General features: G+C 72.2%; 18 protein-coding genes, 1 pseudogene and 1 riboswitch. Of the genes and pseudogenes, 9 read left to right on the forward strand and 10 right to left on the reverse strand.

Features of this window, described 5'->3' with window-relative positions; all coding sequences use genetic code 11:
* Positions 1 to 306 precede the first annotated feature (306 nt).
* Together AB0J02_RS06265 and AB0J02_RS06270 are read left to right on the forward strand one after the other, a co-directional pair.
* A pseudogene (locus AB0J02_RS06265) lies at positions 307 to 1392 on the forward strand (silent information regulator protein Sir2); the annotation flags it as partial.
* A 133-nt stretch (positions 1393 to 1525) separates the two neighbouring features.
* Complete coding sequence (locus AB0J02_RS06270; RefSeq protein WP_363192399.1) at positions 1526 to 4018, forward strand: polysaccharide lyase family 8 super-sandwich domain-containing protein; 2493 nt, start codon at positions 1526 to 1528, stop codon at positions 4016 to 4018.
* Here AB0J02_RS06270 and AB0J02_RS06275 read toward each other — a convergent pair.
* Positions 4003 to 5985: an Ig-like domain repeat protein gene (locus AB0J02_RS06275; protein WP_363192400.1), complete on the reverse strand. Its 1983-nt coding sequence runs from the start codon at positions 5983 to 5985 to the stop codon at positions 4003 to 4005. The genes AB0J02_RS06270 and AB0J02_RS06275 overlap by 16 nt on opposite strands.
* A gap of 223 nt (positions 5986 to 6208) precedes the next feature.
* Positions 6209 to 9874, reverse strand: coding sequence for a cobaltochelatase subunit CobN (cobN, locus tag AB0J02_RS06280; protein ID WP_363192401.1), 3666 nt, complete (start codon positions 9872 to 9874; stop codon positions 6209 to 6211).
* Positions 9875 to 9906: 32 nt separating this feature from the next.
* Positions 9907 to 10065, reverse strand: a riboswitch (cobalamin riboswitch).
* Positions 10066 to 10124: 59 nt separating this feature from the next.
* Here cobN and AB0J02_RS06285 point away from each other — a divergent pair.
* The 3 genes from AB0J02_RS06285 to AB0J02_RS06295 are packed head-to-tail and all read left to right on the forward strand — an operon-like array spanning position 10125 to position 13895.
* Positions 10125 to 11720, forward strand: coding sequence for a cobalamin biosynthesis protein CobG (locus AB0J02_RS06285; protein ID WP_363192402.1), 1596 nt, complete (start codon positions 10125 to 10127; stop codon positions 11718 to 11720).
* A gap of 13 nt (positions 11721 to 11733) precedes the next feature.
* The gene (locus tag AB0J02_RS06290) at positions 11734 to 12375 is read left to right on the forward strand and encodes a precorrin-8X methylmutase (RefSeq protein ID WP_363192403.1); all 642 of its coding nucleotides are present in this window, start codon (positions 11734 to 11736) and stop codon (positions 12373 to 12375) included.
* Entirely contained in the window at positions 12372 to 13895 is a 1524-nt protein-coding gene (locus AB0J02_RS06295) for a precorrin-2 C(20)-methyltransferase (RefSeq protein WP_363192404.1), read from the forward strand. The genes AB0J02_RS06290 and AB0J02_RS06295 overlap by 4 nt, the downstream gene beginning before the upstream one ends.
* Here AB0J02_RS06295 and AB0J02_RS06300 read toward each other — a convergent pair.
* A complete protein-coding gene (locus tag AB0J02_RS06300) occupies positions 13865 to 14617 on the reverse strand; it encodes a cobalt-precorrin-6A reductase (protein ID WP_363192405.1) in 753 nt (250 codons plus the stop codon). The genes AB0J02_RS06295 and AB0J02_RS06300 overlap by 31 nt on opposite strands.
* Before the next feature lie 11 nt (positions 14618 to 14628).
* Here AB0J02_RS06300 and AB0J02_RS06305 point away from each other — a divergent pair, with 11 nt between their 5' ends.
* Positions 14629 to 15762, forward strand: coding sequence for a cobalt-precorrin-5B (C(1))-methyltransferase (locus AB0J02_RS06305; RefSeq protein ID WP_363192406.1), 1134 nt, complete (start codon positions 14629 to 14631; stop codon positions 15760 to 15762).
* 9 nt (positions 15763 to 15771) lie between these two features.
* Here the strand turns inward: AB0J02_RS06305 and AB0J02_RS06310 are convergent, their stop codons facing one another.
* Together AB0J02_RS06310 and AB0J02_RS06315 are read right to left on the reverse strand one after the other, a co-directional pair.
* Positions 15772 to 16059, reverse strand: coding sequence for a hypothetical protein (locus AB0J02_RS06310; protein WP_363192407.1), 288 nt, complete (start codon positions 16057 to 16059; stop codon positions 15772 to 15774).
* On the reverse strand, positions 16056 to 16337 hold the full coding sequence (locus tag AB0J02_RS06315; protein WP_363192408.1) for a hypothetical protein: 282 nt from the start codon (positions 16335 to 16337) through the stop codon (positions 16056 to 16058). The genes AB0J02_RS06310 and AB0J02_RS06315 overlap by 4 nt, the downstream gene beginning before the upstream one ends.
* 191 nt (positions 16338 to 16528) lie before the next feature.
* Here AB0J02_RS06315 and AB0J02_RS06320 point away from each other — a divergent pair, with 191 nt between their 5' ends.
* On the forward strand, positions 16529 to 16819 hold the full coding sequence (locus AB0J02_RS06320) for a GntR family transcriptional regulator (protein ID WP_363192409.1): 291 nt from the start codon (positions 16529 to 16531) through the stop codon (positions 16817 to 16819).
* 15 nt (positions 16820 to 16834) lie between these two features.
* On the opposite strand, the gene cobM is transcribed toward AB0J02_RS06320, so the two are convergent.
* Complete coding sequence (gene cobM / locus AB0J02_RS06325) at positions 16835 to 17584, reverse strand: precorrin-4 C(11)-methyltransferase (protein WP_363192410.1); 750 nt, start codon at positions 17582 to 17584, stop codon at positions 16835 to 16837.
* A gap of 13 nt (positions 17585 to 17597) precedes the next feature.
* The gene (gene cbiE / locus AB0J02_RS06330; protein WP_363192411.1) at positions 17598 to 18848 is read right to left on the reverse strand and encodes a precorrin-6y C5,15-methyltransferase (decarboxylating) subunit CbiE; all 1251 of its coding nucleotides are present in this window, start codon (positions 18846 to 18848) and stop codon (positions 17598 to 17600) included.
* Between the two features lie 111 nt (positions 18849 to 18959).
* Here cbiE and AB0J02_RS06335 point away from each other — a divergent pair, with 111 nt between their 5' ends.
* Positions 18960 to 19370, forward strand: a complete 411-nt coding sequence (locus AB0J02_RS06335; RefSeq protein WP_363192412.1) for a VOC family protein — start codon at positions 18960 to 18962, stop codon at positions 19368 to 19370.
* Positions 19371 to 19488: 118 nt separating this feature from the next.
* Positions 19489 to 21336, forward strand: coding sequence for a DUF6049 family protein (locus tag AB0J02_RS06340; protein ID WP_363192413.1), 1848 nt, complete (start codon positions 19489 to 19491; stop codon positions 21334 to 21336).
* A gap of 17 nt (positions 21337 to 21353) precedes the next feature.
* Here AB0J02_RS06340 and AB0J02_RS06345 read toward each other — a convergent pair whose 3' ends face one another.
* The 3 genes from AB0J02_RS06345 to AB0J02_RS06355 form a co-directional block, all read right to left on the reverse strand.
* Entirely contained in the window at positions 21354 to 21794 is a 441-nt protein-coding gene (locus AB0J02_RS06345) for a hypothetical protein (RefSeq protein ID WP_363192414.1), read from the reverse strand.
* 149 nt (positions 21795 to 21943) lie between these two features.
* Positions 21944 to 22846 (reverse strand): alpha/beta hydrolase, encoded by a 903-nt coding sequence (locus tag AB0J02_RS06350; RefSeq protein WP_363192415.1) that lies wholly within the window; start codon positions 22844 to 22846, stop codon positions 21944 to 21946.
* 60 nt (positions 22847 to 22906) lie between these two features.
* The gene (locus AB0J02_RS06355) at positions 22907 to 23680 is read right to left on the reverse strand and encodes an SDR family oxidoreductase (protein WP_363192416.1); all 774 of its coding nucleotides are present in this window, start codon (positions 23678 to 23680) and stop codon (positions 22907 to 22909) included.
* Positions 23681 to 23743: the final 63 nt, after the last annotated feature.

The raw sequence follows: 23743 nt of genomic DNA on the forward strand, positions 1-23743 counted from the left end.
CCCCCTGCGGGACGCGGGGCCCGTTTCGTCGCGTTCGTCACGCCCACAGCACAGGGAAAGGTTCATGTATTTGATTAACAGATACATACATGAACCTTGACGCGTACACGCCACAGCTCTACCTTCCAGCGGAGAGAGCGCTTTCTACCGTAGGCCCATCGGTGCCATCGAGCACCCCACCCGCGCCCCACACATGGAGACCGAACCATGGAACTGAGACCTCTCGTCGCCTCCCTCGGCCTGCTGGCCGGCACCCTCGCCACCGTCGCGTCCGGCACCACGGCCCAGGCCTCCGCACAGGCACTGACGACGGTGTACGTGGCACCGTCCGGGACCGACTCCGCCGCCGGCACCCAGTCCGCCCCCACGACGCTGGCCTCGGCGATCAGCCGCGTCGCCGCCGGCGGCACCATCTATCTGCGCGGCGGGACGTACGCGTACGCGCAGACCGTCACCGTGCCCGACGCCGCCGACGGCACCTCCGCCGCGCGCACCAACCTCATCGCCTACCCGGGCGAGAAGCCCGTCCTCAACTTCTCGGCGCAGAGCGAGAGTTCGACCAACCGGGGGCTCCAGCTCTTCGCCTCGTACTGGCGCGTCGCGGGCATCGTCGTGGAGCACGCCGGGGACAACGGCATCTACGTCGGCGGCAGCGACAACGTCATCGAGAAGACCGTCACCCGCTTCAACCACGACACCGGGCTTCAGCTGGGCCGGATAGCCTCCAGCACGCCCAAGAGCGCGTGGCCGGCGAACAACCTGATCGTGAGCGCCGAGTCGCACGACAACGCCGATTCCGACGGTGAGGACGCCGACGGGTTCGCCGCGAAGCTCACCACCGGGACCGGCAACGTCTTCCGGTACGCCGTCTCGCACAACAACATCGACGACGGCTGGGACCTCTACACCAAGACCGACACCGGGGCCATCGGTCCGGTCACCGTCGAGGACTCGCTGTCGTACACCAACGGGACCCTCTCCGACGGGACCGTGAACACCAACGGCGACCGCAACGGCTACAAGCTCGGCGGCGACGACATCGCCGTCAACCACGTCGTGCGGCGCTCCATCGCCTACGGCAACGGCCACCACGGGTTCACGTACAACTCCAACCCGGGCACGATGGCCATCTCCAACAACCTCAGCATCGACAACGCGGAGCGCAACTACTCGTTCGACAAGGGCACTTCGGTGTTCAAGAGCAACACCTCGTGCCGCTTCTCCGTCGACGGGTCGAACGACAAGACCGTGGGCACCGCCGACAGCACGAACCAGTTCTGGACGGGCACGAACGGCTCCCGCTGCTCCTCCTACAGCGGCGCCCTCAAGTGGTCGTACGCCGCGGACGGCAAGCTCGTCGTGACGCTCGGCGGCAAGACCGTGACCCTCTAGTCCCGGCGCTTCCACACGGAGGCGGTGGAGGCGGCGGGGGCGACCGCCTCCGCCGCCTCTTGTCGGCGATCAGCCCGTCTGCTTGACTCCGGCGGCGCGCCCGTCAGTCGTCCACCCAGGCGGAGGTAGCCCGATGGAGATCACTCGCAGACGTCTGCTCGGCGCGCTGGGCGCCGCCGGAATCCTGGCCGCCGTGCCCGTCGAGTGGGCGAGCGCCGCCGACGCGGCGGACGGGGCGGCCCGGCTGATCGCCAACACCGTCGACATATTCGCGGGGACGGCGGACTCCAACTCCCGTACGGAGACGGCCGCGAAGCTCGCCGCCGTCGAGAGGACGGCCCGCGCGAACCTGGCGTCGATGGACGCGGCGGCCGGTGACGGCGAACTGTTCGCCGGGGTGCCGCTCGGGACCAGCGACCCCAACCTCAACACCAGCTACCAGCGACTGTACGAGATCGCCCTCGCCACCCGTACGGAAGGCATCTCCCTTGATCTGTATGGGAGTTCAGCGGTCCAGGACCGCGTACTCGACGGCCTTTCGTGGCTGCACGCGCACTACTACGGCGACCAGTCCACCGGCTACTACGGCAACTGGTTCCACTGGGAGATCGGCCTCTCGCAGCACATCAGCAAGACGCTGGTGCTGCTCGCCGACCGCGCGCCGGCCGCACTGGTCACCACGTACATCGCCTCCATGGACGCCTACCTGCGCAACGGCAAGGACAGCGACGTCGACCTCGACTCCCGCTTCCACACCGGCGCCAACCTCGCCGACATCACCACCAACCGCATCCTCCAGGGCGCCCTCACCGCCGACGAGGCACGCATCCGCAAGGCGCTGACCGACCAGCTGACCGTCTTCGCGACCATCGACCCGTACGCGCTGGAGCACGGGGTGACGGACGGGTACTACGCCGACGGGTCCTTCATCCAGCACGCCTCCGTCGCGTACACGGGCTCGTACGGGAAGGGGCTGCTGAGCCGGGTCGTGCAGACCCTGAAGCTGCTCGACGGGACCGGGTTCGCGCACGGCGAGGAGCTGGTGCCGACCGTGCACGGGTGGGTGCGGGACGGGTTCGCGCCGCTGATCTTCGAGGGCTGGATGATGGAGGCGGTGAAGGGGCGGGCGGTCTCGCGCACCGGCACCGGGTACGCGGACGTCGCCACGATCGTCGAGGCCGTCGTCGACCTCGCGTCGCTGGCCGACGGGGACACGGCGGCCGCCCTCGCCTCGTACGTGAAGCACATACGTGCCACGTCGCGGGCCGCGCTCGACCCGGCCGGCTTCGTCTCCCCGCTCAGCATCGTGCGCTACGCCGATCTCCTCGCCGACGCGTCCGTGCCCGCCGCCGATCTCAACCCGGCGGCCCGTTCGGTCGCGTTCCACGCCATGGACCGCACGGTGCACCGGCGCCCCGGCTACGCGTTCGCGCTGGCCCGCAGCTCGCGGCGGATCAGCAAGTACGAGTACATGAGCGGCGAGAACCTGATGCCCTGGTTCCAGGGCGACGGCGCGCACCACCTGTATCTCTCCGGGCAGGACCAGACGCAGGCGTACGGCGTCGATTACTTCACGACCGTGTCGCCGTACGGCCTCGCGGGCGTGACCGCGCCGGCCGAAGTACACGGCACCGTACCGGAGTTGTACGACGGCAAGCTGTTCTACGACAATCCGGGCCATCCGCTGGGCTTCACGGCGTCGAGCGAGTCCCAGAACACCTACGTCTACTTCCCGACGGCGACCCAGGACCACTCGGGCGGCGCCGTGCTCGGCGCGTACGGGGCGGTGGGCTGGGTGCTCTCCGACGACGTGCCGTGGCGGGACAAGCGGGCGGGGATCCTGCCGGACGACTTCGTGGTGTACCGGAGTGCGCGGGCCACGAAGTCCTGGTTCCTGTTCGACGACGAGATCGTGGTGGTCTCGGCGGGCGTCGGGGACGCGCCGGGCGGCGGCCGCGCCGTGACGACGACGGTCGACGCGCGGATCGCCGCCGCGGGCGACCGGGTGGAGGTCTCCGAGGGCGACGGCTGGACCCACTGGGCGAACACCACCCGGAACGTGTCCGTCGGCTACCGGCGCCTGGCGGGCCCGGCGCCGCAGGTCCGCCTCGACACGGTGACCCGGAGCCGTCGCGTCGTACGCACCACCAACCCGGACACGGCGGTCACCAAGCAGGTCTTCTCGGTGACGGTGAAGCAGCCGGCCGGGGACCGGCCGGCCGCGTTCGCCTACGCGTTGCTCCCGAACGCCTCGACGGCGAGGGCCCGTGGCGCCGCCCCCGTGCGCGTCCTCGCCAACACCCCGCGCCTGCAGGCCGTACGCCATCGCGCGCTCGGCATCACCGCCGCCAACACCTTCACGTCCGGCGCCCACCGCACGGCGGGTCTCACCGTCGACGGTCCGGCGTCGGTCCTGGTGCGGCAGGGGGCGAAGGAGGTGACGGTCGCCGTCTGCGACCCGACGACCGCCCGCTCAACGATCACCGTGCTCCTGCACGGCCGCACCCTGCGCAAGACGTCCGGTGACGACGCGGTCCAGGCGCGGCGGGTGCCGGGCGGCACCCTCCTGACCGTGCGCACGCGCCACGCCTACGGTCGGAGCCTCACCGCTCAGTTCGTCGAGTAGAAGTACTTCCAGCCGCTGTACTTCGTCGAGTTGACGTTGTCGCCGGACGACCCGTTGACGTACACGGAGCGGACGCGGAACTTGTAGCCCGCGCTGCCGACCGCTCCCATGTTCACCTTGGTCGCGCCGCCGCTGCCGAGCTTGATGTACTCGCTGTCGCCGGAGCGCCAGGCGCCACCGCTGTACACCTGGAGGTCGAGGCGGAACTTGCGGCCCGTGTAGTAGTTCATCGAGGCCGTCGCGTAGACCTTCGCGCTCTTGTGGAAGTAGGAGTACTTGTGCGAGCCGATGGTGCCGGTCTTGTAGTGGTTGGAGAGGGCGACCGAGGTGCGGGCCCGGGTGTAGACGGTGTTGGTGACCGTCTTGGGCTTGTAGCGGGCGTCGCCGGCGAAGACCGCGGAGAGCGTGACGTCACGGGTCAGGCCGAGCTTGACGGAGAGGTTGCCGCCGGAGTTGACCGTGCCGGACTTCACCAGCTTGTTCGGCTTGTCGCTGCCGTAGGGGTTGGCGTAGATCTCCACCTTGCGGTTCTTGTACGTGGTGCCCAGGTGGGCGGTGAACGTGACGTCGGAACCGTAGTCGTAGACGCTCTTGTTCTTGTTGAGGGTCAGCGTGCTGTTGCTGCGGGAGACCTCGACCGCGTCGGACGTGCTGACGGCGGCGTGGTCCGTGTCGCCCGCGTAGGAGACCTTGTAGGTGACCTTGCCGCCGACGGCGGGGGTGTCGGTGAAGGAGTACGTGCCGTCGGCCGCGGTCGTGACGGTCTTGAGGGCCTTGCCCGCCGGGTTGTCGAGGTCCGTCTTGGTGACCGCCAGCTTGACCGGCCCGGTGAACGCGACCGCGGAGCCGATCCGCCCCTTGACGGTCAGGGACTTGGCGCGGGTCGCGGTGGCCGGGGCGTTCACCGTCAGGGTGGGAACGGTCCGGTTCGGGTCGGTGTAGGCGTGGAACCGGATCTTGCCGTCGTAGTTGTCGGAGACCGCGAACAGGGTGGAACCGTCCGGGGACCAGGACAGCACCCCGTCGATCAGGGTGTCGCCGCCGGTGGTGGTGGAGGTGTTGCCGAACTCGTAGGTGCGGATCGCCTCGGTGCCGCCCTGCCGGTAGAGGTGCAGGTCGTCGCCGTACCAGGAGGAGGTACCCGCGGCCACCGTGCCGGAGTTGGAGATGGCCACGCCCGCGCCGTAGTCGCCGGACGGGTAGGTGTGCACCCGGGAGAGGTCGGTGGTCGAGTACGCCGGGTGCTCGTACGGGTAGCCGCTGGCCGTGACCAGCTGGGTGCCGTCGGGGGAGAAGGCGAGCTGGTCGTAGAAGGAGCCGTCCAGGCCCTTGAGCGCCCGCTGGGTGGCGGTGGTGCCGGACAGGTCGTAGACCGCGACGACACCGCCGCTGCTGTTCTTCTCGCCCGCGGCGAGCTCGGTGCCGTCCGGGGACACGGCGAGGACCGGCGCCCCGTAGAAGGAGAAGGCGGACTGGCCGAGGGAGGCCTTCGGCGTCTCCTGCGTGGGGTCGATGGAGCCGATGGAGCCCTCGGCGGCCGCGCCGTAGCTGAACCACAGGGTGGAGCCGGCCACCGCGAGGTCCAGCGGGGCGTCCGCCCCTGCCAGGTCGTAGGAGGCGACCTTCGTGTTGCCGGCGGTGTCGATCGCGGCGATGGTGTCCGTGTTCTGCACGGCCGCGTACAGCCGGCCGGAGTCGGCGGACAGGGCGAGGCCGTTCACCCCGTCCAGGCCGGTGATGCGCTGGACCTCGGTGCCGGAGTAGTCGGTGACGACGATGGCGTCGTCCTGCGGGGCGGAGAGATAGACCCGCTGGTGGACCCCGTCGACGGCGATGTCGGCGATGGTCCTGACGTTGAGGGCCTTCGCGGAGTCGGCCGTCGCGGTACCGGACACGGCCACGCTGAGCGCGGCCGATCCCGCGAGGACCGCGAGGGCGGTCGCGGTGGAGAGAGCGCGTCTGCGCATGGGTGGTGAACCCCCCTGGGCGGACCGGCCGCCTGGCAGCCGGTACGGGTGTGGCAGCACGCGGACGCCCTGGCGCCGGAGGAACCCCCCACCGGAAAAGCCACTGGTCAACGCGGGCTGGAAGAGGGCTCATCGTAAGTCACCCGGTCGGCCCGCGGGTAGGGAGATCACCGCGGTACAGCTGTGACATCTTTCCCGCGGGCCGCGTACAACCTTTTCCCGTCTACTCGTCCGACTCCAGGTCGCCCTCGGTCTCCAGGTAGACCTGGCGCAGCGCCTCCAGGACCTGCGGGTCCGGCTTCTCCCACATGCCGCGGGACTCGGCTTCCAGGAGCCGTTCGGCGATGCCGTGCAGGGCCCAGGGGTTGGCCTCGGAGAGGAACTGACGGTTCGTCTCGTCGAGGACGTACGTCTCCGTGAGCTTGTCGTACATCCAGTCGGCGATGACCCCCGTCGTGGCGTCGTAGCCGAACAAGTAGTCCACGGTGGCGGCGAGTTCGAAGGCGCCCTTGTAACCGTGGCGGCGCATCGCCTCGATCCACTTCGGGTTCACGACCCGGGCGCGGAAGACACGGGAGGTCTCCTCGACCAGGGTGCGCGTGCGGACCGTCTCCGGGCGGGTCGAGTCGCCGATGTACGCCTCGGGGGCCGTGCCGCGCAGCGCGCGGACCGTCGCCACCATGCCGCCGTGGTACTGGAAGTAGTCGTCCGAGTCGGCGATGTCGTGCTCGCGGGTGTCCGTGTTCTTCGCCGCGACGGCGATGCGCTTGTACGCCGTCTCCATCTCCGTGCGGGCCGACTTCCCGTCCAGGCCGCGGCCGTACGCGTAGCCGCCCCAGACCGTGTAGACCTCGGCGAGGTCCGCGTCCGTGCGCCAGTCCTTGGAGTCGATCAGCTGGAGGATGCCCGCGCCGTACGTGCCGGGGCGCGAGCCGAAGATGCGGGTGGTGGCCCGGCGTTCGTCGCCGTGCTCCGCGAGATCGGCCTGCGTGTGCGCCCGTACGTGGTTCTGCTCGGCCGGCTCGTCGAGGGAGGCCGCGAGGCGCACCGCGTCGTCGAGGAGGCCGATGGTGTGCGGGAACGCGTCGCGGAAGAAGCCGGAGATGCGCAGGGTGACGTCGATGCGGGGGCGGTTCAGTTCCCCGTACGGGATGGGTTCGAGGCCCGTCACGCGGCGCGAGGCGTCGTCCCAGACCGGGCGGACACCGAGGAGGGCGAGCGCCTCCGCGATGTCGTCTCCCGCTGTGCGCATGGCACTCGTGCCCCAGAGGGAGAGGCCGACCGAGGTGGGGTACTCCCCGTCGTTGTCGGTCTTGTAGCGCTCGACGAGGGAGTCGGCGAGGGCCTGGCCCGTCTCCCAGGCGAGGCGGGAGGGGACGGCCTTGGGGTCGACGGAGTAGAAGTTGCGGCCGGTCGGCAGGACGTTGACGAGGCCGCGCAGGGGGGAGCCGGACGGGCCCGCCGGGACGAAGCGGCCTTCCAACGCCCTTACGGAGTTGTCGAGTTCGGCCGTGGTCGCGTCGAGTCGGGGGACGACCTCGCGGGCGGCGAAGTCGAGGATCGCGCGGACCTGGTCCGAGACGTCGGAGGGGAGGGACGCCGGGTCCCAGTCCGCCGCCTCCATCGCCTCGACCAGCGCGCGGGCCGTCTCCTCCGCGGCGTCGGCATTCGTGCGGGTCGCGTTCGCCTCGTCCAGGCCGAGGGCCTCGCGCAGGCCGGGCAGGGCCTGCGTGCCGCCCCAGATCTGGCGGGCGCGCAGGATCGCGAGGACGAGGTTGACGCGGTCGGCGCCGGCCGGGGCCTGGCCGAGGACGTGCAGGCCGTCGCGGATCTGGGCGTCCTTGACCTCGCACAGCCAGCCGTCGACGTGCAGCAGGAAGTCGTCGAAGCCGTCGTCGTCCGGCCGGGCTTCGAGACCCAGGTCGTGGTCGAGCTTCGCGGCCTGGATCAGGGTCCAGATCTGGGCGCGGATGGCGGGCAGCTTCGCCGGGTCCATCGAGCTGATCTGGGCGTACTCGTCCAGGAGCTGTTCGAGGCGGGCGATGTCGCCGTAGCTGTCGGCACGCGCCATCGGCGGCACCAGGTGGTCGACGAGCGTGGCGTGCACGCGGCGCTTGGCCTGCGTGCCCTCGCCCGGGTCGTTGACGAGGAAGGGATAGACGAGCGGCAGGTCACCGAGGGCGGCGTCCGGCGCGCAGGCGGCGGACAGGCCCGCGTTCTTGCCGGGCAGCCACTCCAGGTTGCCGTGCTTGCCGAGGTGGATCATCGCGTCGGCGCCGAAACCCCCGTCGTCGGCCGACGCGGCGATCCAGCGGTACGCCGCCAAGTAGTGGTGCGAGGGCGGCAGATCGGGGTCGTGGTAGATCGCGATGGGGTTCTCGCCGAAGCCGCGCGGCGGCTGGATGAGGATGAGGAGATTGCCGCGGCGCAGGGCGGCGAGCACGATGTCGCCCTCGGGGTTGCGGGAGCGGTCCAGGAACATCTCGCCGGGCGGCGGACCCCAGTGCCGCTCGACGCCGTCACGCAGTTCCTGCGGCAGGGTCACGTACCAGCGCTTGTAGTCGGCGGCCGGGATGCGCACCGGGTTCTTGGCGAGCTGCTCCTCGGTGAGCCACTCCTGGTCGTGACCGCCCGCATCGATGAGCGCGCGGATCAGCTCGTCGCCGTCACCGGAGGCGAGACCGGGGATCTCGGCCGTGTCCCCGAAGTCGTAGCCCTCCTCGATGAACCGCTTGAGCAGGACGATCGCGGACGCGGGGGTGTCCAGGCCGACCGCGTTGCCGATACGGGAGTGCTTGGTGGGGTACGCCGACAGGACGAGCGCCAGCTTCTTGTCCCGCGCCGGGATGTGCCGGAGGCGGGCGTGGCGGACGGCGATCCCGGCGACGCGGGCGGCGCGCTCGGGGTCGGCCACGTAGGCCGGGAGCCCGTCCTCGTCGATCTCCTTGAAGGAGAACGGGACGGTGATGAGGCGCCCGTCGAACTCCGGCACCGCGATCTGGCTCGCGGCGTCCAGCGGCGAGACACCCTCGTCGTTCTCCGCCCAGTCCGCACGGGACGAGGTCAGGCACAGGGCCTGGAGGATCGGCACGTCGAGGTGGGTGAGGGCGCCCGCGTCCCACGACTCGTCGTCACCGCCGGCGCTCGCCTCCGCGGGGCGCGTGCCGCCCGCCGCGAGGACCGTCGTCACGATCGCGCCGACGGGGCGCAGCGCCTCGATGAGCTCCGGTTCGGGGGCGCGCAGCGAGGCCACGTACAGCGGCAGTGGCCGGGCCCCGGCGCGCTCGATCTCCTCGCACAGGGCGTGCACGAAGGCCGTGTTGCCGCTCATGTGGTGGGCGCGGTAGTAGAGCACGGCGATCGTCGGACCGTCGCTCCGCGAAGGGGTCCGCTCCAACGGGCCCCAGGTCGGCGCGGGCGCCGGGGCCTCGAAACCGTGGCCGGTCAGCAGCACCGTGTCGGAGAGGAAGCGCGCCAGCTGGCCGAGGTTGGCCGGGCCGCCGTGCGCCAGGTACTTGTGGGCCTCGGCGGCGATGCCGACCGGGACGGTCGAGGCCGCCATCAGCTGGGCGTCCGGCGCCTGTTCACCACTGAGCAGCACCAGCGGGATTCCGGCCGCGGTCAGCCGGTCGATGCCGTCCTGCCAGGCACGGACCCCGCCGAGGAGCCGTACGACGACGAGGCCGACACCGTCGAGGAGCGCGGGAAGCTCCGTCTCGACGTCGAGCCGGGAGGGGTTCGCGAAGCGGTACGTGACCGGGCCGTCGGCGGCGTCCGCGACGGCGGCGTTCGCCGCGCGGGCGCTGAGCAGGTCGGTGTCGGACGTCGAGAGGAGCAGGAGCTGCGCGGGCTCCGGGGACTGCGAGGGCTCCGAGGGCTGCTGGGGCATGCGTCGTCTGGCCTTCCTCGGGGTGTCCGCGCCCCGGGTGGTCGTTGGACGGCGGGAGTTCCTGGCTCACCCTCATGTATGAGAGGGCTCACAGTGGCGGGACCGCGCCGGAATCGCACCGGGCTTCCTCCCCTGTCGCCGTCGCTGGCGATGGCGGCGGGCCGGACGGGACCGCCGCGGTTCATCGTACGGGGCGGGGGCGTGACCTGGTACGGGATGCCCGTCACAGGCGGTGGGTATGCTCCGTCGCATGCCCGCCTCCCCCATACCCGACGATCCCGGTGCGCCCGGAACATCCGGAACGTCCCGGGATGACGCCTGCCCCGGCGCGCTGCGGCTGCACGCGGCGGACGACGGGTTCCTGGCGCGGATCCGGATCCCCGGCGGGGTCCTCGACGTGGCACAGGCGCGGGCCCTGGCCGACGCGGCCGGGCGGCTCGGGGACGGGACGCTGCATCTCACCTCGCGGGGCAACGTGCAGTTGCGCGGCTTGCGGGGCGGGTGCGGTGGTGAGCTGGCGGAGGTTCTCGTCGGGGCCGGGCTGCTGCCCTCCGCCGCGCATGAACGGGTCCGCAATGTGGTGGCCTCGCCGATGTCGGGGCTCGACGGGGGCGGGTTCGTCGACGTACGCGGATGGTTGACCGGGCTCGACGCGGAGCTCTGTGCGAGTTCCCTCACCCCCGAGCTGTCCGGGCGGTTCCTCTTCGCGCTGGACGACGGGCGGGGGGATGTGGCCGGGCTCGGGCCCGACGTTCTGCTGCGCGGGCTTGCGGGGGGTGGGGGCCTGCTCTCCGTCGGCGGGGCGGGGTTCTTTGTGCGGTACGCGGAGGGGGCGCGGGCGGCGGTTGTCGCCGCCGAGGTCTTTGTGCGGGCGGCCCGTACGGTTTCCGGGCGGCGGGTGTGGCGGGTCCGTGAACTGGGCTTGGCCGAGGCGGAGTTGGCGACTCTGGTCGCCGAGGAGCTGGCTGCGGCGGGGATCGCGGCGAGCCCCCTCAGGGGCGCGAGCAGCCACGACGGCGCCGCACCCGCGAACGCTCCGCAAGCCCCTACGGCGCCGAGGCCACGGGGCTCCGCCCCGGACCCCGCTCCTCAATCGCCGGAGGGGCTGGATTTCGCGGACCCCGCACTCCACCCGCCGAAGCAGGTGAACTTGGCCGGCTCCGCGCCCCAACCGCCGAAGAAGATGAACTTGGCGGACTCCGCACCCCAACCGCCGGAGAAAGTGAACTTGGCCGGCTCCGCGCCCCAACCGCCGAAGAAAGTGAACTTGACGGACTCCGCGCCCCAACCGCCGAAGAAAGTGAACTTGGCGGACTCCGCGTTTCAACCGCCGGGGAGGGTGGACTTGGGCGGCTCTGGAGCCCAAGCGGCCGGAGAGACGGAATTTTCGGACTCCGCGCCCCGCGCCCCGGAGGGGCTGGACACGGGGCTGGTGGGGTCGGTCACTGTCACCGCCCCGTTCGGGGCCGTCACCGGTGATCAATGGGGCGCCCTCACCGACCTCGTCGCCCAACTTCCCCCCGGGGAAATCCGGCTCACCCCGTGGCGGGACATCGTGATACCCGGCGCCACCCCGGCCCAGGCCGAACAGCTCACCCGTACCGGACTCGTCACCGACCCCGCGTCCCCCTGGACCCGCACAGGCGCATGCGTCGGCCGCCCCGGATGCGCCAAGGCCAACGCCGATGTGCGGGCCGACGCGACCTCGCGGCACCCGCGCCTGCCCACCTACTGGTCCGGCTGCGAGCGTCGCTGCGGGCATCCCGTCGGGCCGTACGTGGACGTCGTGGCGCGCCCCGACGGTACGTATAACGTCACCAACCCCCCTACCTCGCAACCCACTTGAGAGAGCCGAACCCGTGTATGACTACGAGAAGGACGGCGCGGCCATCTACCGCGAGTCCTTTGCCACCATCCGAGCGGAGGCCGCGGAGGGACTCGCGGCGCTGCCCGCCGACGTCGCCCAGGCGGCGGTCCGCATGATCCACGCCTGCGGTCAGGTGGATCTCGTACAGGACATCGGCCACTCGGCCGGGGTCGTGGCGAAGGCCCGCGCCGCGCTGCGGGCCGGTGCGCCGATCCTCTGTGACGCGCGGATGGTCGCCAGCGGCGTCACCCGCAAGCGGCTGCCCGCCGACAACGAGGTGATCTGCACGCTCAACGAGCCCGAAGTGCCCGCTTTGGCGGCCGAGTTGGGGACCACGCGCAGTGCCGCCGCGCTGGAGCTGTGGCGGGAGCGGCTCGACGGTGCCGTCGTCGCCATCGGCAACGCGCCGACCGCCCTCTTCCATCTCCTGGAGATGATCCGCAAGGGCGCGCCCCGGCCGGCGGCGGTTCTCGGCATCCCGGTCGGGTTCGTCGGGGCCGCCGAGTCCAAGGACGCGCTGGCCGCGAACGAACTCGGCCTGGAGTACCTGATCGTCCGCGGGCGCCGTGGCGGCAGCGCCATCACCGCCGCCGCGATCAACGCCATAGCGACCGAGGTGGAGATCCAGGCATGAGCAACCCTCCCGTGAAGACAGGCAAGTTGTACGGGGTCGGGCTCGGGCCCGGCGACCCGGAGCTGATGACCGTCGCCGCCGTGCGCGCCATCGCCGGGGCGGACGTCATCGCGTACCACTGTGCCCGCCACGGCCGTTCCATCGCGCGCTCCATCGCCGCGGAGCACATCCACGAAGGGCAGATCGAGGAGCGGCTGATGTATCCGCTCACGGTCGAGACGACGGACCACCCCGGCGGCTACCGCGGGGCACTCGACGACTTCTACGCCGAGGCCGCCGCCACGCTCGCCGCCCACCTCGACGCGGGCCGCACGGTCGCCGTGCTCGCGGAGGGCGACCCGCTCTTCTACGGCTCCTACCAGCACATGCACAAGCGCCTCGCCGACCGGTACGACACCACGGTCATCCCCGGTGTCACGTCCGTCAGCGCGGCGGCGGCCCGGCTCGGCGAGCCGTTGTGCGAGGACACGGAGACGCTGACGATCATCCCGGGGACGCTGCCCGAGGACGAGCTGACCGCGCGGATCGCCGCCGCGGACTCGGCGGTGGTGATGAAGCTGGGCCGTACGTTCACCAAGGTCCGTACGGCGTTGGAGAGTTCGGGCCGCCTCGACGACGCCCGCTATGTCGAACGCGCCTTCATGGACGGCGAGCGCACCGGCCGCCTCGCCGACATCGACCCGGAGTCGGTGCCGTACTTCTCCGTCGCGGTCCTGCCCTCCCGGATCGACTCCGAGCCCGCCGAGACGCCGGGCCGCGGCGAGGTCGTGGTCGTCGGCACCGGTCCTGCCGGGGCGCCCTGGCTGACCCCGGAGTCGCGCGGCGCCCTCGCGAACGCGGACGACCTCGTCGGCTACACCACTTATATCGACCGGGTGCCGGTCCGGCCGGGGCAGCTGCGGCACGGCTCGGACAACAAGGTGGAGTCCGAGCGCGCCGAGTTCGCCCTCGACCTGGCGCGGCGCGGGCGGCGGGTGGCCGTCGTGTCGGGCGGCGACCCGGGCGTCTTCGCGATGGCCACGGCCGTGCTGGAGGTCGCCTCGCAGGACACCTACTCGGACGTGCCCGTACGCGTACTGCCGGGCGTGACCGCCGCCAACGCGGCCGCGGCGAAAGCAGGGGCCCCGCTCGGCCACGACTACGCCACGATCTCCCTGTCCGACCGGCTCAAGCCGTGGGAGGTCATCGCGGAGCGGCTGCGCACGGCGGCGGCGGCCGATCTGGTCCTGGCGCTCTACAACCCCGGTTCGCGCAGCCGTACCTGGCAGGTCGGCAAGGCGCGTGAACTCCTTCTGGAACTCCGCCTGCCCGACACCCCGGTCGTCCTCGCCCGCGACGTCGGCGGGCCCGAGGAGAGCGTCCGCACGATCCGCCTCGGCGACCTCGACCCGGCCGTCGTCGACATGCGCACGCTGCTGATCGTGGGCTCGTCGCAGACCCAGGCGGTGGTCCGGGCGGACGGGTCCACGGTGACGTGGACGCCGCGCCGCTATCCGGAGGCGGCGCCGGACAGCGCCTGAACCCAGTCGGCGGCCTCCGCGACGGTGGCCGCCACCGGGACGCCGCCGGGGGCGGGCGGGCGGCGGACCACGATCACCGGAACGGCCGCCTCGCGGGCCGCCGTCAGTTTGGGGGCGGTCGCGGCGCCGCCGCTGTCCTTCGTCACCAGCACGTCGATGCGGTGGCGGGCCAGGATCTCCCGTTCGCCGTCGAGCGTGAACGGGCCCCGGTCGAGCAGCAGCTCCATGTGCGGCGGACCCGGCGGTTCGGGTGCGTCGACGGAGCGTACGAGGAAGAACGCGTCGTCGATGTGGGCGAACGTGGCCAGACCCATTCGGCCCGTGGTCAGGAACACCCGCCGGCCCGTGTCCGGTACGGCCCGCGCCGCCTCGGCCAGCGAGGCGACCTCCCGCCAGTCGTCGCCCTCACCCGGGACCCAGCCGGGCCGGCGCAGCGCCAGCAGGGGAACATGGGCGGTGGCGGCCGCCCCGGCCGCGTTGAAACTGATCGTCTCGGCGAAGGGATGCGTGGCGTCGATGACCGCGCTCACGGCGTGCTCGCCCAGCCAGCGCGCCATGCCGTCGGCCCCGCCGAACCCGCCGATCCGCACCTCGCCGGGCGGCAGCCGCGGCGCGGCGACCCGGCCCGCGAGCGAACTGGTGACCCGCAGCCCGGGGCGTGCGTGCAGGGCCTCGGCGAGGCTCCGGGCCTCGGTGGTCCCGCCGAGGACGAGTACATGCATCGGGGAACTCCATGAGCGAATCGGCTGAGCCCGAGCCGAAGGGCGGGCGCGGGGCCCAACTCAAGCACACCGGTCTGCGGCCCGGCTGGACGACCGGGGCCTGTGCGACGGCCGCGACGACCGCCGCGTACACGGCGCTGCTCGGCGGCGACTTCCCCGACCCGGTGACGATCACCCTGCCCAAGGGCCAGACCCCGTCCTTCGCGCTCGCGGTCGAGTCGTACGACGGGGACACGGCGACGGCCGGGGTGGTGAAGGACGCGGGCGACGACCCGGACGTCACGCACGGAGCACTGGTACGGGCCACGGTGCGGGCGCTGCCCGCCGGGTCCGGCGTCCTCTTCCGGGCCGGTTCCGGCGTCGGCACGGTCACCCGGCCCGGGCTGCCGCTGGACGTCGGGGAGCCCGCGATCAATCCGGTGCCGCGTCAGATGATCCGCGACCACGTGGCGCGGGTCGCGGCCGCGCACGGCGGCAGCGGCGACGTCGAGGTCACCGTCTCCATCGACCACGGCGAGGAGATCGCCCGCTCCACCTGGAACCCGCGCCTGGGCATCCTCGGCGGCCTCTCGGTCCTCGGCACGACGGGCATCGTCGTGCCGTACTCCTGCTCGGCGTGGATCGACTCGATCCGCCGGGGGGTGGACGTGGCGCGGGCCGCGGGCCGCACGCACGTCGCCGGGTGCACCGGCTCCACGTCCGAGAAGACGGTCGTACGCGAACACGGCCTGCCCGAGGACGCGCTGCTGGACATGGGCGACTTCGCGGGCGCCGTCCTGAAGTACATCCGGCGCCACCCGGTGGACCGGCTCACGATCTGCGGCGGCTTCGCGAAACTGTCGAAGCTCGCGGCGGGCCATCTGGACCTCCACTCGGGCCGCTCGCAGGTCGACAAGGGATTCCTCGCGGAACTGGCCGTACGGGGTGGTGCGTCCCCGGGCCTCGCGGCATCGATCGCCGACGCCAACACCGGCCTCGCCGCACTCCAGCTGTGCGCGGCGGCCGGTGTCCCGCTGGGTGACCTGGTGGCTCAGGAGGCCCGCGACCAGGCCCTGCTCGTGCTGCGCGGGGCGCCGGTGGCGGTCGACGTGATCTGCATCGACCGGGCGGGCAATGTGGTGGGCCGGAGCGAAGCGCGGGGCTGACCTCCGCCCTCACACACCGGGAAAGGCCGTCCGCGAAGCGATGCGCAGTGTGTCGGCCAGTGCCTGTGTGAGCTCAGCGGCCAAGTGGCGCAGCTCGGTCGGGCCCGCCTCGTCGACGAGCTGACGGGCGTGCCCCAGCAGCACGCTCGCCCTCTCCAGCTGGACAGCCTCGACCGCGTCCGCACGGCGTGAGAGCGGGCCCGGACGGTCCGGGTCCCCGACGACGTACACGGCCTTGCCGTCCGCACCGGTCCACGGCAGGCGGCGCGGCTCTTGCGGGTCCTCATCCGCACTCATGCGACCTCCAGTCCGTGGATGACGTACGGGCCCGGGCCGTCGTAGCCGAGGTCGGCGAGCAGCAACTCCGCTCTACGGTCTGCCTGTTCGGCGGCGACGACGTAAGGACGGACCAGGCGGGACTCACCCGCGTCGAGCACGTGTTCCGGGCGGCGGGGCGAAGTCGGCCAGGGCCGGGGGACGGTTTCCGTGAGGCGCCGATGGCGTCCGTTCGGCACGGGAAACGCGGCCCGCGTCAGGGATACGAGGACCGCGACCGAGGCAAGCAGAAGGCTCATCCAAGGAAGCGCGGGAGGGATATGGTCGGCCATGCGTCAGCTCCTTCGAAGCTGGTGCCATGCCCCGGGACGTTGCGAGCGTCGCCGGGGTTTTTACTGCCGCTGACCGTACACCTGGATGCAGACCTCTGTATACAAGTACAGAGGGATCTATCCAAATATGCAGGTCAGAGGCGGTCTACGGTGGAGGGATGACCGAAGCAGAGAAGCCCGACAAGGCCCCCGGGCCCTTGGACCCGCACAGTGCCACGCCGCTGTACGTCCAGCTCGCCGACGTCATCGAGGCGGGCATCCGCGCCGGATCGCTGGCGCCCGACCGTCCCATCCCCTCCGAGAACGCCATGGCCGACGAGTACGGCGTGGCCCGCCTGACGGCCCGCCGCGCCGCACAGGAACTCCGCGAACGCGGCCTCATCGTCACCGTGCGCGGCAAAGGCTCCTTCGTCGCCAAGAACCCTCCCGTGGCGGGTGGGGCGGGCTGAGCCCGGTGAGCCGGGTCAGCAGTCGTGCCGGTCCCGCTCCGACGAGTACAGGTGGCTGTCCCTGAACTGGGAGGCGGCGAGCGTGCGGCCCACCAGGATCACCGCCGTGCGGAGCACACCCGCCTCCTTCACCTGGTCCGCGATGTCGCCGAGCGTGCCGCGCAGGACGAGTTCGTCGGGGCGGCTGGCGTAGGCGACGACCGCGGCGGGGCAGTCCGCGCCGTAGTGCGGGAGCAGCTCCGCGACGATCCGGTCGGCGTAGCGCGCGCCCAGGTGCAGAACGAGGAGCGCCCCGCTCGCCCCGAGCGTGGCCAGGTCCTCGCCGGGCGGCATCGGCGTGGCCTGCTGCGCGATACGGGTCAGGACGACGGTCTGGCCGACGGTCGGCACCGTCAGCTCCCGCTTCAGGGCGGCGGCCGCCGCCGCGAACGCCGGGACGCCGGGGACCATCTCGTACGGGATGTCCGCCGCGTCGAGGCGCCGCATCTGTTCCGCGACCGCGCTGAACACGGACGGGTCGCCCGAGTGCAGCCGGGCCACGTCGTGGCCCGCCTCGTGCGCGGCGGCGAACTCCCGCTCGATGGCGTCGAGATCGAGGTTCGCCGTGTCGACGAGCCGCGCGTCGGGCGGGCACTCGGCGAGCAGTTCGCGGGGCACGAGCGAACCCGCGTACAGGCACACCTGGCAGGAGGCGAGCCTGCGCGCGCCGCGCAGCGTGATCAGGTCGGCGGCGCCGGGGCCCGCCCCGATGAAGTACACGGTCATGGCTGTCCCGCCTCTAGAGTTCCGCTGTCTTCGTCACCGACCACTGCGTGACCGGCATCGCCTGCCGCCACCCGGTGAACCCGCCGACCGGCACGGCGTGCGCGACGGCCAGCTTCACCAGTTCGCCGCCGTGGCGCCGGTACCAGGTGGCGAGCAGCGCCTCCGACTCCAGCGTCACGGTGTTCGCCACCAGTCGGCCGCCCACCGGCAGCGCGTCCCAGCACGTGTCGAGGAGACCGGGCGCTGTCAGGCCGCCGCCGATGAACACCGCGTCGGGGGTGGGGAGTTCGGCGAGCGCGGCCGGTGCCGGGCCCGTCACCACAGTCAGCTGCGGCACACCGAGCCGCGCCGCGTTCCGCCCGATCCGCTCGGCCCGCCCGGTGTCGCGTTCGACGGCGTACGCCCGGCAGGAGGGATGTGTCCGCAGCCATTCGACGCCGATCGATCCCGAGCCGCCGCCGATGTCCCAGAGCAGTTCGCCGGGGGCGGGCGCGAGCGCGGCGAGGGTCGCTGCGCGCACATGTCGTTTGGTGAGCTGGCCGTCGTTCTCGTACGCGGTGTCCGGCAGTCCGGGCACCGCGCCGAGCCGCGCCGCGTCCGGGGCGCGGCGGCACTCGACGGCGATCACGTTCAGCGGGTCGCCGGGCGGGTGGTCCCACCGCGCCGCCGTGCCGTCGTACGCCGTCTCGGCGTCGCCGCCGAGCTGTTCCAGGACGGTCAGCCGGCTGGGTCCGAAGCCGCGCTCGGTGAGCAGTGCCGCGACCTCGGCCGGGGTGTCCGCACCGGCCGAGAGGACCAGGATGCGGCGGCCGTCGTGCAGCGCGGCGGTGAGCCGGTCCGCGGGACGGCCGACGAGGGTGACGACCTCGGTCTCCTCGACGGGCCAGCCGAGCCGCGCGCACGCGTAGGAGGTCGAGGACGGGTGCGGCAGGACCCGTACGGCGGCCGCGCCGGCGATCTCGGTGAGGGTGCGGCCGATCCCGTAGAACATCGGGTCCCCGCTGGCCAGCACGGCGAGGCGGCGTCCCGCGTACCGGGCGAGCAGCCCCGGCACGGCGGGCCGCAGCGGTGACGGCCACGGGACCCGTTCCCCGGCGCACTCCGTGTCCGGCAGCAGTGCGAGCTGGCGCGGTCCTCCGATGACGGCCTCGGCGGCCCGCAGGGCGGAGCGGGCGGTCTCCGGGAGGCCCGGCCAGCCGTCGGCCCCGATCCCGACGACGCTCACCGCGGTCGGGACGGGAGTCGGGGAAGCCGGGGGAGTCACTGCCTGGTACCTCGTACGTGGTGCGTCATGCTCGGGAGGGTTACGTGAAGTCAAGGGAGCCGCACTCTATCGGGCGACACCGGTTCCCCCGCCGACGCCCCTGGAGCGCCGATGTCCCGCACCGTCCTCACCGGCCGTCTCGCACCGATCATGCCGAGCCGCGAGCTGTCGCGGACCATCGCCTTCTACGCGGATCTCGGCTTCGCGGCGGACGCCCACTACCCGGACGACGGCTATCTGATCCTTCTCCGCGACGAGGCCGAACTGCACTTCTTCCACGCCCCCGACACCGACCCGCTGAGCACCGCGCACGCCGTGTACCTGCGGCTCGGCGGGGGCGCGCATGTCGTGGACGCGCTGTACGAGGAGTGGCGGAGCGCGGGCCTGAGCCCGGATCCGTACGCGACGCCGCGCCTCGTCGAGCCCGACGACACGGTGTACGGGATGCGGGAGTTCGCGGTGGTCGACCTCGACGGGAATCTGCTCAGGATCGGCTCCGTACTGGAGGCGACGGAGGGCTGAGAGACGGTCGGCCGGGGGCCGCTGCCGACGCGCCGCCGGGCCGCGCGGTCCCCGAAGCGGCCTCCCGCACGGTGTTACCTCAGAGGCGGGTGACAGCAAGCTGGAGGTACGGGACGACATGACGGGATACGGGGCGGCGCGGGCCTGGGTCGTGTCCGCCGTGGTGCTCGGGGCGTCGGCCCTGCCGGGGGGACCGGCGCGGGCGGCCGACGAGGAAACGGTGCACGCGGCCGTCGTCTGGCCGGTCGTGGCGACCCCGCACATGACGGCGGCGGCCCTCGGCTCCGGGCCGGGCGCGCAGGCCGTCTTCGACGACGACGTGCTCGCCGGTCTGTTCGCGTCCGGCGGGCGGTTGCGCGAGGTCGTGGACGCGGGCAGGGGCCGCGACGTCAGCTGGGTTCTCGATCCGGATCTGGTGATCGCCGCGCAGGCGATGGCGAACGGCTACCGCGTCGCGGACAGCGCCGACTCCAGCAATCCGCAGGACAGCTCGCCGGGCACCGGGCAGAGTGCCGCGCGGTCCTGGCTGACCGCGCTCAAGAACGCGGTCAAGGGGCGCGATGTGTGGCTGCTGCCGTACGCGGACGCGGATCTGGCCTCGCTCGCCCACCATCCGGGCACCGACACCGACGATCTGACGGAGGTCGTCGCGGGACTCTCAGCCGACACAGGCGACACAGCCGACTCGGATGACACGGACGACTCTGGCGACGCGAAGGACCGGGTCGATCAGATCCTCGGCGTCGGCACCCGGTCCGGGCTCGGCTGGCCCGCGGACGGCGCGCTGGACGACGACGTCACCCAACTGGGGATGAAGTGGGGGATGACGCGGGTCCTGGCTTCCGGCGAAGGTCTCACCCCGGCGGGCGCCGATCCGGTGACTCTAGGCGGCGACGGCGGTGGTGGCGACGGCGACAAGGTCACGGCGCTCCCCTACGACGCGAGCATCACGACGGTGCTGGCCCACATCAAGGACCCCGCCTCGCAGGCCTCCCCCTCCCCGTCCCCCTCCCTCTCCCCGTCCGTGACCGGCTCGCCGAGCCCCAGCCCCTCGGCGTCCGCACCGGCGTCCGCGTCCGGGAGCGATGACACCCCCGACCCGGCGACGGTCAAGCGGCTCACCGGGCTCCTCAAGGCGAACGTCCGCCCCGTCCTCGTACCGCCGCGCGACCTGTCCGGTACGGCGGCGAACGCGCTCGGTGCCGCCCTCGACTCCGGCACCGACGAGGGCTGGCTGGACCTGGAGGGCATCCGCAGCGCCGACAACGATCCGGTGCCGGGGCGGACGGCGGCCGGCACGGTGTACCCGTCCAAGCTGCGCGCGGGCGAGCTCACGGCCGCTCAACTCAAGTCCGTGGCAGGCGACTTGGACGGGCTTGCCACCCTCACGAAGGTGCTCGCCGATCCGAAGGCCACCACGGCGTCCGTGCACGCGGCCATGGCGCGGGCCCTGTCCACGGCCTGGCGCCTGGAGGACGATGCCGCGCAGCAGACGTTCCAACAGCGCACGTCCTCCTTCCTGTCGACGTCGGCGACGTCGCTGCGCCTCGTCCCGAAAACCACCGTCACCCTCACGGCAGGCGACTCGACGATCCCGGTGACGGTCGACAACGGCCTGCAGCAGCCGGTGTCGGGGCTCGAACTGCGGGTCTCCTCGGCCGACTCGGAGCGGCTGAAGGTCAACGACGCGAAGCTCTCGGTGGAGGCGGCGGGCTCCGCGAGTCACACCACCCACATCGGCGTCACGGCGAAGGCCAACGGCAAGGCGCGGATCACCGCGCAGCTCTACACCAGGAGCGACGGCAAGCCGTGGGGCAGGCCGATGGAGTTCGACGTCGACGTCACGTCGGTGTCGGTGGGGTCGATCGCCGTGGTGGGGGCGGGAGTCGTCCTCATCGTGCTGGCGGCGGCGTTCCGGATGCGGCGGGTACGCAGGCGCCGGGGGCCGCAGCCCCCGGCGGAGTAGACAGCGGGACGGGCCCTTCACGCGGGAACGGCGCTGCGCCGCAGTGTGCGCAGGACCAGCCACTGGTCGCCCCAGGCCATCGCCGTGCCGAGGGCGGCCATCAGGATGCCGACGAACAGCCCGCCGGTGGCCGACCCCAGGGCGAAGCCGACCGCGCCGAGCCCGGCCCGCACCGCGAAGCGGACACCGACCAGGCCGATCGCGAGGAAGCGGGTGCGCTTGTTCTTCCACAGGGCCCGCATCAGGCGCATCCGGGTCCGCAGCACGGTCAGTGTCAGGGTGATGTTGATGATGAGGACGATCGGGATCGCCCAGTAGGCGGCCGGGTAGGCGCGGGCGATGTCGAAGACCCCGGCGAGGCAGCCCATGACCGGGAAGTACCAGGTGGGCAGCCCCTGGAAGTCGGTCCCCCGCGCGATCTGCCGCGCCTGCTCCGCCGTCACCTTGTTCGCGCCCATGGTCCTGCCCCCGTCGTGATCCGCTGTGTCCGTCTGCGTCCGTGGTCGTCGTTTCCGACATCACCGAGCTTCGCGGAACGGGGGTGGTACCCGGCAGATCAAGGCGTCCCGACCCTGCCGGTACAAATGTCACTCGGGCCTGTCGGACCTCACCCGGCCTGCCGCACATGGCTGTTGACGAACGCGGCGGCCTGGTCGAGGGCCTGGGCGGCTTCGTCGGCGATCGCGGCGAAGCCCTGGAAGACGTGCGGTGCCCCGGGGAAGGTCCGCAGGGTGACCGGGACGTCGGCGTGTGCGGCCCGCGCGGCCAGGCGCAGGGCGTCGTCGAGCAGGATCTCCCGGCCGCCGACCTGGATCAGCAGTGGCGGGAGTCCGCGCAGATCGGCGTGGAGCGGGCTGGCCAGCGGTGTGCGCGGGTCCGCTCCGGCGAGGTAGTCGGCGGCCCGGGTCCGCAGCGCGCCGCGGGTGAGCACCGGATCGTCGTCGGCCCGGGTCTCCATGGTGGAGCCGGTCAGGGCGAGGTCCGTCCATGGGGACATGACGGTCGCGGACGACGGCTGCGGCAGTCCCGCGTCGCGGATCGCGAGGAGCAGGGCGAGCGCGAGGCCGCCGCCCGCCGACTCGCCCGTGACGGCGATCGACCCGGCGGGTACGCCCTGTCCGAGCAGCGCGCGGTAGGCGGCGAGGGCGTCGTCCGTGGCGGCCGGGAAGGGGTGTTCGGGGGCGAGCCGGTAGTCGACGGAGTAGGCGGTGGCCCCGGTGCGGCGGGCGATCTCGGAGACCAGGCCGACGCCGGCGGCGGCGGAGCCGATCGCGTAGGCGCCGCCGTGGAAGTACAGGACGGTGGTGGCCGTCGGCCCGGCGGTCCCGGCGCGCACCTCGACGGCGGGCACCCCGCCCAGCTCGGTGGTGCGGGTGCGGACGTCGCCGGGCAGCGGCGCGGAGCCGAGCATCTCGTCGAAGACGACACGCATCTTCTCCACGTCACCGCCCAGGTCCAGCGGCGCGTGACGCAACAAGTCGGATATGGAGTCCAGTTGACGCCGGGTCATGTCATCGGTTCCTTGCGCTGAGAGGCGGGGGAGGAGAGAGGAGACGGAGAAGGGCCGGGGTCAGGCGATGCCGCCGTTGCTGAACAGCACCTGGCCGTTGATCCAGCGGCCGCCCGGCCCGGCGAGGAAGGCGACGGCTTCCGCGATGTCCTCGGGGGTGCCGAGCCGCTCCAGGGGCGCGGCGGAGGCGATCTTGGCGATCAGTTCCTCGCTCTTGCCCTCGACGAAGAGCGGTGTCGCGGTCGGGCCGGGGGCCACGGCGTTGACGGTGATGTCCCGGCCGCGCAGTTCGCGGGCGAGGATCAGGGTCATGGACTCGACCGCGCCCTTGGTCGCCGCGTAGCCGCCGTAGGTGGGCTGCTGGAGGCGGGTCACCGAGGTGGAGAAGTTGATCAGCGCGCCGCCGGGGCGCAGGCGGCGGGCGGCGAGCTGGGAGACGACGAAGGTGCCGCGGACGTTGACGCGGTGCATCCGGTCGAAGGTGTCGATGTCCATCTCGGTGAGCGGGGCGAGCAGCATGATCCCGGCGGTGTTGACGACCGCGTCGACGCCGCCGAAACGGCTCTCCACGGTGTCGAAGAGACGGGTCATCGCGGCCGGTTCCGCGACGTCGCCGGAGAGGGCGATCGCTGTTCCGCCGGCCGCGGTGACGGATTCGACGACCGCCTCGGCCTTCGCCGCGCTGCCCGCGTAATGGACGACGACGGTCATGCCGTCGGCGGCGAGGCGGTGCGCGACCGCGCCGCCGATGCCGCCCGAGCCGCCGATCACCACGGCCACCCTGGGCCGGCCGGATTCGTCCGGCGCCACCGCACTCGCTTCCGCACTGTTCATGACCGCTCCGTGATCCGATCCGGCCCGGACGGGGTGCCCCGGCGATGGGGTCAACCCTCCGAC

It is taken from the genome of Streptomyces sp. NPDC050264 (assembly GCF_040655895.1).
Lineage (GTDB): Bacteria > Actinomycetota > Actinomycetes > Streptomycetales > Streptomycetaceae > Streptomyces.

What these genes read in the sequence shown, in the direction of transcription:
- AB0J02_RS06310 (WP_363192407.1), bottom strand. Translation starts at nt 16,059, where the DNA reads ATGAGTGCGGATGAGGACCCGCAAGAGCCGCGCCGCCTGCCGTGGACC.
- AB0J02_RS06355 (WP_363192416.1), bottom strand. Translation starts at nt 23,680, where the DNA reads ATGAACAGTGCGGAAGCGAGTGCGGTGGCGCCGGACGAATCCGGCCGG.
- AB0J02_RS06285 (WP_363192402.1), top strand. Translation starts at nt 10,125, where the DNA reads ATGCCCGCCTCCCCCATACCCGACGATCCCGGTGCGCCCGGAACATCC.
- AB0J02_RS06320 (WP_363192409.1), top strand. Translation starts at nt 16,529, where the DNA reads ATGACCGAAGCAGAGAAGCCCGACAAGGCCCCCGGGCCCTTGGACCCG.
- AB0J02_RS06315 (WP_363192408.1), bottom strand. Translation starts at nt 16,337, where the DNA reads ATGAGCCTTCTGCTTGCCTCGGTCGCGGTCCTCGTATCCCTGACGCGG.
- AB0J02_RS06270 (WP_363192399.1), top strand. Translation starts at nt 1,526, where the DNA reads ATGGAGATCACTCGCAGACGTCTGCTCGGCGCGCTGGGCGCCGCCGGA.
- AB0J02_RS06305 (WP_363192406.1), top strand. Translation starts at nt 14,629, where the DNA reads ATGAGCGAATCGGCTGAGCCCGAGCCGAAGGGCGGGCGCGGGGCCCAA.
- AB0J02_RS06275 (WP_363192400.1), bottom strand. Translation starts at nt 5,985, where the DNA reads ATGCGCAGACGCGCTCTCTCCACCGCGACCGCCCTCGCGGTCCTCGCG.
- AB0J02_RS06350 (WP_363192415.1), bottom strand. Translation starts at nt 22,846, where the DNA reads ATGACCCGGCGTCAACTGGACTCCATATCCGACTTGTTGCGTCACGCG.
- cobM (WP_363192410.1), bottom strand. Translation starts at nt 17,584, where the DNA reads ATGACCGTGTACTTCATCGGGGCGGGCCCCGGCGCCGCCGACCTGATC.
- cobN (WP_363192401.1), bottom strand. Translation starts at nt 9,874, where the DNA reads ATGCCCCAGCAGCCCTCGGAGCCCTCGCAGTCCCCGGAGCCCGCGCAG.
- AB0J02_RS06335 (WP_363192412.1), top strand. Translation starts at nt 18,960, where the DNA reads ATGTCCCGCACCGTCCTCACCGGCCGTCTCGCACCGATCATGCCGAGC.
- AB0J02_RS06340 (WP_363192413.1), top strand. Translation starts at nt 19,489, where the DNA reads ATGACGGGATACGGGGCGGCGCGGGCCTGGGTCGTGTCCGCCGTGGTG.
- AB0J02_RS06295 (WP_363192404.1), top strand. Translation starts at nt 12,372, where the DNA reads ATGAGCAACCCTCCCGTGAAGACAGGCAAGTTGTACGGGGTCGGGCTC.
- AB0J02_RS06345 (WP_363192414.1), bottom strand. Translation starts at nt 21,794, where the DNA reads ATGGGCGCGAACAAGGTGACGGCGGAGCAGGCGCGGCAGATCGCGCGG.
- AB0J02_RS06300 (WP_363192405.1), bottom strand. Translation starts at nt 14,617, where the DNA reads ATGCATGTACTCGTCCTCGGCGGGACCACCGAGGCCCGGAGCCTCGCC.